Raw genomic sequence first — 6,999 nt, forward strand, 5'->3', positions numbered from 1 at the left:
GGCCTCGGCCGTCATCGCGAGGTTCTGCATCATGTCTGAAACATCCACTGCATCAGCCGGACCGGCGCGATATCTCGCTCGCGATATCCGTTCCGGCATCGTTGTCTTCTTCGTCGCGATCCCTCTGTGCCTGGGTATCGCCATCGCCTCGGGCGCGCCGCCGCTATCCGGTCTGATCGCCGGCATGGTCGGCGGTCTTGTCGTCGCCTGGGCCAGCGGATCGCAGCTATCCGTTTCCGGGCCGGCCGCCGGTCTGACCGCCATCGTGCTCGGCGTGATCGAATCCTACGGCTACGGCGGTCTGCTGCTGGCCACGGCGCTGGCCGGTGTGTTCCAGATCGCACTCGGGCTGCTGCGCATGGGCGTAATCGGCGCATTCGTGCCGTCCGGCGTGATCAAGGGCATGCTCGCGGGCATCGGCCTGATCCTGATCGGCACCCAGATCCCGCTGGCCCTTGGCCACGGCGCCTCGACCGAGGCCGGACTGACCACGCCGGACGCCCTGCTCGCTGGCGTATCGCCGTTGGCCGTGGCGATCACACTCGTCTGCCTGGCGATTCTCGTTCTGTTCGAAACGCCGTGGGTCAAGAACCGGCCGAGCCTGTCGGTGCTGCCGGCGCCGCTGATCGCGGTCCTGGTGGGCGTGGCCATGAGCCTCGGGGCACGCGTATTCGATATCGGCATGACGCTTTCACCGGCCCAGCATGTCCAGCTGCCCGGGCTGACCGGGCCACAGGCGTTCTTCGATGCGCTGCAGCTGCCGAGCTTCGGCCATCTGACCACGCCGGGCATTTATATCGCGGCGGCCACGATCGCGCTCGTGGCCAGCCTCGAAACGCTGCTCAGCGTGGAAGCCGTGGACGAGATGGACCCGCTCGGGCGCACCTCCGATACGCATCGCGAGCTCAAGGCCCAGGGCCTGGGCAATCTGGTCAGCGGCCTGATCGGCGGCCTGCCGATGACGGCCGTGATCGTGCGCAGCTCGGCCAACGTGCAGGCCGGCGGCCGAACCCGACTGGCCAGTTTCATCCACGGCATCCTATTGCTTGTCTCGGTCGCATTTCTGGCTTTTGCCCTGGAAACGATTCCGTTGGCCGCACTCGCTGCGATCCTGCTTTTCACGGGCTACAAGCTTGCCCGACCGGCGCTGATCGCGGCGCAGTATCGAGCCGGCTGGCGTCGTTTTCTGCCGTTCGCGGCCACCATCGTGGCGATCCTGGCCACCGATCTTCTGATCGGCGTGCTCACGGGCATCGCCGTGGCTTTGTATTTCCTGGTGCGGGCCCATCACGGCGGTGCCATGCAGAGCACACACCACGGCGATCATGTGCTGTTGCGACTCAACAGCGAAGTCTCGTTCCTCAATCGCCAGGATCTGCGCGATCGTCTGGCACGCGTTGCGCCCGGTGGCCATCTCATCATCGATGGGTCGGCAAATCGCTTCATGGATCCCGATATTCAGGAGGATATCGATCACTTCATCAGCGGCGCACCCGGTCGCGGCATCACGGTCGAGTTGCGCGGTCTGGCACGACATACGGCAACCTATACGGAAGCCGAGGGCGGCCGTCTGATGGCCTCGCCCGCCGCCTGATCGGCGGCCGGGACGCGTCGGGCATCGGCCCGGCGCGTCCGACCGGCCCCTTCGCAGGCTTCATGGCGCCGAATCGAGACGTGTCCAGCCGGACACGAATCGATTCGGCTGTTTTGTTCGTATCCATGGTGATCGGTGAACGCCCCATCGGGCCACGTTCACGCCCTGCCGTTTCGGACTGCGTTCATGAACGATGCCTCTTCCGCCAGAACCACGGTGCAGCGCCCTCGCCGGCGACTCGGGCTGCTGCTGTGTCTGCTGGCCGCGCTCATCGCGATGCTGGCCGTGCGTGCGGATCTGCGTCGACCGGCTGCAGCCTTCGTCTCGGCCCGCATCGCCCATCTCGTTTATGAGACGGCCGGCCTCTCTCCGCGCACGATCTATGGCTGGCGGCTCACGATTGCCGGCCTCGGCGATTCAACACTCGCCAGGCGCTGGCGTGCGGCGCCCGAACAGGCCACGCCGACGCGCTGGCGGCGCCAGGAACGCGCGCATCTGACGTTCGCTGCCGACACGGTGAGCGCACGGGTGTTCGTCGTCCGGCTGGCGCGTGGCGAGGCGCTGCGCTGGCAGCTTCGACGCCCATCGGACGACACCCCCGTCCTCTATGCAACGCTGGAATATCGCGCCGAGGCAGCCGACACATGGCAGACGCTGGCCCGCCTGTCGGCCGATGACCAGCCCCATCGGCGCGTGATCGAGCACGCCGGCGATTATCGATTCGTCTTCCAGCCGGAACTGCTGGCCGCCGTGCGGGCCGACTGGGCCGCAGCGGCCGGGGGCTCGATTCCGATGCCGGTCAAGGGCGCGCGGTCCCGCGATATCGGCGGCGGCTTCGGCGTGCCGCGCGACGGCGGCGCCCGACGACACGAAGGCGTGGATATCTTCGCCGGGCGCGGCACGCCGGTCGTGGCCGTGGTAGACGGCCGCGTGTCTCGTCGCACCGGTGGTCTGGGCGGCGAAGCGATCTTCCTGTCGGGCGGCTTCGGCCAGCCGAGTTATTACTATGCCCATCTCGATCGTTTTGCCGTTGCCGACGGCGCGCGTGTCGAACGCGGGGAGGTCATCGGCTACGTCGGCAATTCCGGCAATGCGGCGGGCGGGCCGACGCACCTGCATTTCGGCATCTACGCCGGTGGCGGGGCGATCGATCCGGCGGCCTTCATTCGCCCGATGCCGCGCTTGCCTGCGCTGGCGAATCGCACGACCGACAACGGCTGATCGGCCGTCAATCGAAGTGCAGACAGTCGCGCGTGGCTCCACAGCGCGCCGCCGAACGCACGCCCACGCCTTCCGACATCGCCGCCCGGATCGCCGGCCCGATCCGATCGAGCGCCTCGGCCGCGCCACGATCGATGAGCCGCTGGCGCCGCCCGCGCTTCATGTAGAGTCGCGCCCATTCGGGCAACAACGCCGCCCCGGCGCCGAGAAACATGCGGCGTGACACACCGGCGATCGGTATCGGCAACTGCATGGCATCGAGTACGGCCAGCGTATCGCGCGAGCGCTGATCGAAGCGCAATTCGGGCTGCATGTCGGCGAAGTACTCGGCCATTTCGGCCGCCGAGGCCGGCACATCCCGGGCGCCGAGCCGCTGGGCGATCCGGCGTGTCTCATCGAAGTAGGCATCCTCGGCGCCATCGGGCAGCACCGCGCGTCGATAGCGCTTGTAGCCGGCCAGAAACATGGCCATCTCGGTGCAGTGGACCCAGGTCAGAAGATGCGGATCCCGGGCGTCGTAGGGTTCGCCCTCCGGCGTGTGGCCGACGACGCGGGCATGCATCCGATCCACGATATCGATCAGCCGTTCGGCATGGCCCAGCGGCGCATAAGTGGTCGCGGCCACGAACGTCGTGGTGTTGCGCAATCGGCCGAGCGCATCGCTTCGAAAGCGCGAATGATCCCACACGCCGGCCAGCGCGCGCGGGTGCAGGGTCTGGAGCATGAGCGCGGCGATGCCGCCGGCCATCATGCCCGGAAAGTCGGCGTGAATCTTCCAGGTGACGGAGTCGGGGCCGAACAACCCCGCATCGCCGACCGGGGCATCGTAATCGATCCCGAATTTCTCACGCGTGGCGACCGTATCGACGATCCAGCCGCGCAAACGCGCATAGACCGGCTCGGCCCAACCGCCGACCGGCGCCGCACGGGATAACGAGCGGACAAAAGGATTCGAGGACTTCTCCATGGCGTCAAGCATATACCGTGTCGGCAATCCAGCGGATGCAGTCGCCGGGTCCTGACCGCGTCAACAGCTCATCCGCAGGGCCGATATCGACCGAAGACCGGATGGGCGCGGGCCGCGCACTTGCTTGCACCACGAATCGACGTTCGAATAGCGCGCGTTCGGCGGCCTGCCGACGACAGCGCAAAGGCAACGCTCGATGGACCAGCACACCCAGCCCGGGCACGTCACGCCCGACGAGCGCCAGGCACGACGCGCGGCCGTGGCCAGTTTTCTCGGGGCCGTGGTCGACTGGTACGACTTCCTGCTCTACGGGATCGTGGCCGCGCTGGTCTTCAACACACAATTCTTTCCTGCCGCCAATCCGGCGGTCGGCACGCTGGCCGCGTTTGCCACCTTCGGCGTCGGCTTTGTCTTCCGCCCACTGGGCGGCGTGGTCTTCGGTCATTTCGGCGACCGGCTTGGCCGCAAGCGCATGCTGTTGCTCACGGTCCTGTTGATGGGCGGCGCGACCGCACTCATCGGTCTGTTGCCCAACTACGATCAGATCGGTGTGGCTGCGCCGATCCTGCTCGTGGTGCTGCGGGCGATCCAGGGTTTCGCCGTGGGCGGCGAATGGGGCGGCGCCGCGCTGATGGCCGTTGAAAGCGCGCCGCCGCGTCGGCGTGCCTTCTACAGCAGCGGTGTACAGGTCGGCTACGGGGTCGGGCTGCTGTTGGCCACCGGCACGGTCGCCGTATTGAGCGGCCTGCTTTCCGAAGCCGCTTTCGCCAGCTGGGGCTGGCGCCTGCCCTTTCTGTTCACGCTGGTTCTGGTCTTTGTCGCCTATCACTTCCGGCAGCGTCTGACTGAATCACCCGACTTCGTCGCCCGGGTCGCCGCATCCGAGCAAACGCCGGCCCGTCTGCCCGTGATCCGTGCCCTGCGGCGCCATCCCGGTGCCTTCGGCCAGATCATCGCGCTCCGGCTCGCCGAATTGCTGACGATGTATATCGTCACGACCTTCGCCCTGAACTATTCGACGGCACATCTGGGACTCGACCGGGCCCTGTTTCTGAATATCGGCATGGCCGTCGGCGCGATCAGTTGCGTGACCATTCCGTTGTTCGCCGGGTGCGCCGATCGCTTCGGCCGCCGGCCGATCTATACGATCGGCGCGGCACTCGGCGTGGTGTGCGCGTTTCCGTTCTTCATGGCACTGACCGCCCAGGCTACCTTCTGGATCGTGGTGTTCGCAGTGTTGCTGGCCAATATCACGCACGACATGGTGGTCTCGGTGCAGCAACCGGTATTCGCCGAACTGTTCGGCACGGACTACCGCTACAGTGGCGCCGGCGTCGGTTATCAGGTCGCCAGCGTCATCGGCGGCGGCTTCACGCCCTTCATCGCTGCCGGGCTCGTTGATCTCGCCGGTGGCTCCTGGGTGCCGGTCGCGATCTACCTGACGGCGGGCTGCCTGCTGTCGCTCATCATGGCGCGCCATATCAAGGCCGCCCGCACCGACACCGCGACGACCCACGATTGATCGCCGGACCGCGATATACGGCACGCGCTGCCATGGCGCCGATAGGCCGGCCTCGCCCACGCGTGGCCGGCTCCGGACGGGTTTGCGATATCGCCCGCACACCGCGCCTGCGTTGCCCATCGCGCGATTTGCCGGGTTTGCCGGGTTTGCCGGGTTTGCCGGGTTTGCCGGGCAATGGAACACGCAAGGCCGATCGCGATTTGGCAGCACCACCGCATTGTCGCGCCTAGGGCCTGTTGAGGTTTCGTTCGAGTCCGCGCCAAGCGCGCCCTGAAATTGACGATGGGCGGCAAGACGAGGCGTATTGCGCCGTGCCGCCATGCTGCCCCCGCGGGCGACAACGCTGGATTGCCGTCGTGTTTTTGATTTTGGGGCGCTTGTCCCTTCGGGTTGGGCCGCCCATGAAAAATCGACGATGGGCGCCCGGCGGCGTTGCCAGTCTGGATCGGGGCACGCCACGATACGGCGACTCGCGTCTTGCCGGACACACGGCGGCCTCTCGACGAAAAGGCGCTCGCACGAAACATCAACAGGCCCTAGCAATCGGCCCCACCTGACGTTCATGGCAGCTCGGCCATAACCAGCAAAAGTTCACATTGCGAACATTCAGACGCAACTGATAGCATCATGCGCTTTCTTTTCGGTCGAGACCGAGACTTGTTTTCGTCTGACTCATCGACGACGCCCGACGACACGCCCGGGCCGGAACACCGCGATTTCGTCGCCGCCCTGGCCACCGGTCTGGATATCATCCGCGCGTTCGACCAGCACACGCCGCGCATGACGCTCTCGGAGGTCGCGGCCAAGAACGGCATCAACCGCGCCAAGGCGCGCCGCTTTCTCCTCACGCTCCATGCGCTCGGCTACGTACGCAAGACCGACCGCTATTTCGAGCTGGCCCCGCGGACGCTGGATCTGGGCTATGCCTATCTCTCGGCCAACGGCTATCAGGACGTCATCCGCCAGCACCTGGAGCACGTGACCGAGGTGACCGGTGAATCCTCATCGATGGGTACACTCGACGGCGACGATGTGATCTACGTCGCCCGCTCGGCGGCGCCCCATCGCTTGATGACAGTCGCCCTGGCCCTCGGCTCGCGCCTGCCGGCGGTGGCGACCTCGATGGGCCGCGTACTTCTGGCCACGCTGACGCCGGAAGCACTGGAGACCCGCTTGGCGCCCATCGAACTGGTCGCCCATACCGGCAATACCATCACCGATCGCGATCGCCTGCGCGAAGTGATCGCCGTTGTACGTTCGGCCGGCTACTGCATTGTCGATCAGGAGCTGGAATCCGGTCTGCGTTCGCTGGCAGTGCCGGTCCATGCCGGCAACGGACGGCTGCTCGGCGCTCTCAACGTCAGCACGAACGCCGCACGCGTGCCGCGCGAACGACTGGAGGCGGAATTCCTGCCGCTGCTGCGCGAGACCGCCGACCAGATCGGCCGCGCGGTCAATTAGGGCCTGTTGACCTTATCCGCGCGAGTCGTATTGCTGCTCAAAATCGTGATCCGGCAAAGCGCGTAGCTGTCGAGTCCCGCCAACAACCGGTTTGGCAGGACTGGATACCTAGGTGTGTAAACCCACCACATTGTTCACGGAGAGCGACAATCGGCTGACGGGTGGTTGGTGGTTGAGGCTGGCATGGGGTCGATGCCAGTTATAGTGGTGGAGCCAGTAAGGCAAGTGATCGGC

5 protein-coding genes and 1 pseudogene are annotated in these 6,999 nt (G+C 66.2%); 4 read left to right on the forward strand and 2 right to left on the reverse strand.

Annotated elements, in window-relative coordinates:
* Window positions 1-31: 31 nt before the first annotated feature.
* Window positions 32-1,594 carry a SulP family inorganic anion transporter gene (locus D3260_RS15085; RefSeq protein WP_120099443.1) on the forward strand — a complete coding sequence of 521 codons (1,563 nt, stop codon included), beginning with the start codon at window positions 32-34 and terminating at the stop codon, window positions 1,592-1,594.
* 186 nt (window positions 1,595-1,780) lie between these two features.
* On the forward strand, window positions 1,781-2,815 hold the full coding sequence (locus tag D3260_RS15090; protein ID WP_199671537.1) for a M23 family metallopeptidase: 1,035 nt from the start codon (window positions 1,781-1,783) through the stop codon (window positions 2,813-2,815).
* Window positions 2,816-2,822: 7 nt separating this feature from the next.
* Here the strand turns inward: D3260_RS15090 and D3260_RS15095 are convergent, their stop codons facing one another.
* Window positions 2,823-3,782 (reverse strand): oxygenase MpaB family protein, encoded by a 960-nt coding sequence (locus D3260_RS15095; protein WP_120099434.1) that lies wholly within the window; start codon window positions 3,780-3,782, stop codon window positions 2,823-2,825.
* Window positions 3,783-3,978: 196 nt separating this feature from the next.
* Here D3260_RS15095 and shiA point away from each other — a divergent pair, with 196 nt between their 5' ends.
* Together shiA and D3260_RS15105 are read left to right on the forward strand one after the other, a co-directional pair.
* Entirely contained in the window at window positions 3,979-5,304 is a 1,326-nt protein-coding gene (gene shiA, locus D3260_RS15100) for a shikimate transporter (RefSeq protein ID WP_120099435.1), read from the forward strand.
* A 657-nt stretch (window positions 5,305-5,961) separates the two neighbouring features.
* Window positions 5,962-6,765: an IclR family transcriptional regulator C-terminal domain-containing protein gene (locus D3260_RS15105; protein WP_233544102.1), complete on the forward strand. Its 804-nt coding sequence runs from the start codon at window positions 5,962-5,964 to the stop codon at window positions 6,763-6,765.
* Between the two features lie 108 nt (window positions 6,766-6,873).
* Here the strand turns inward: D3260_RS15105 and D3260_RS15110 are convergent.
* Window positions 6,874-6,999 (reverse strand): annotated as a pseudogene (locus D3260_RS15110) (IS481 family transposase); the annotation flags it as partial.

The organism is Salinisphaera sp. Q1T1-3 (assembly GCF_003602005.1).
Taxonomy (GTDB): domain Bacteria; phylum Pseudomonadota; class Gammaproteobacteria; order Nevskiales; family Salinisphaeraceae; genus Salinisphaera.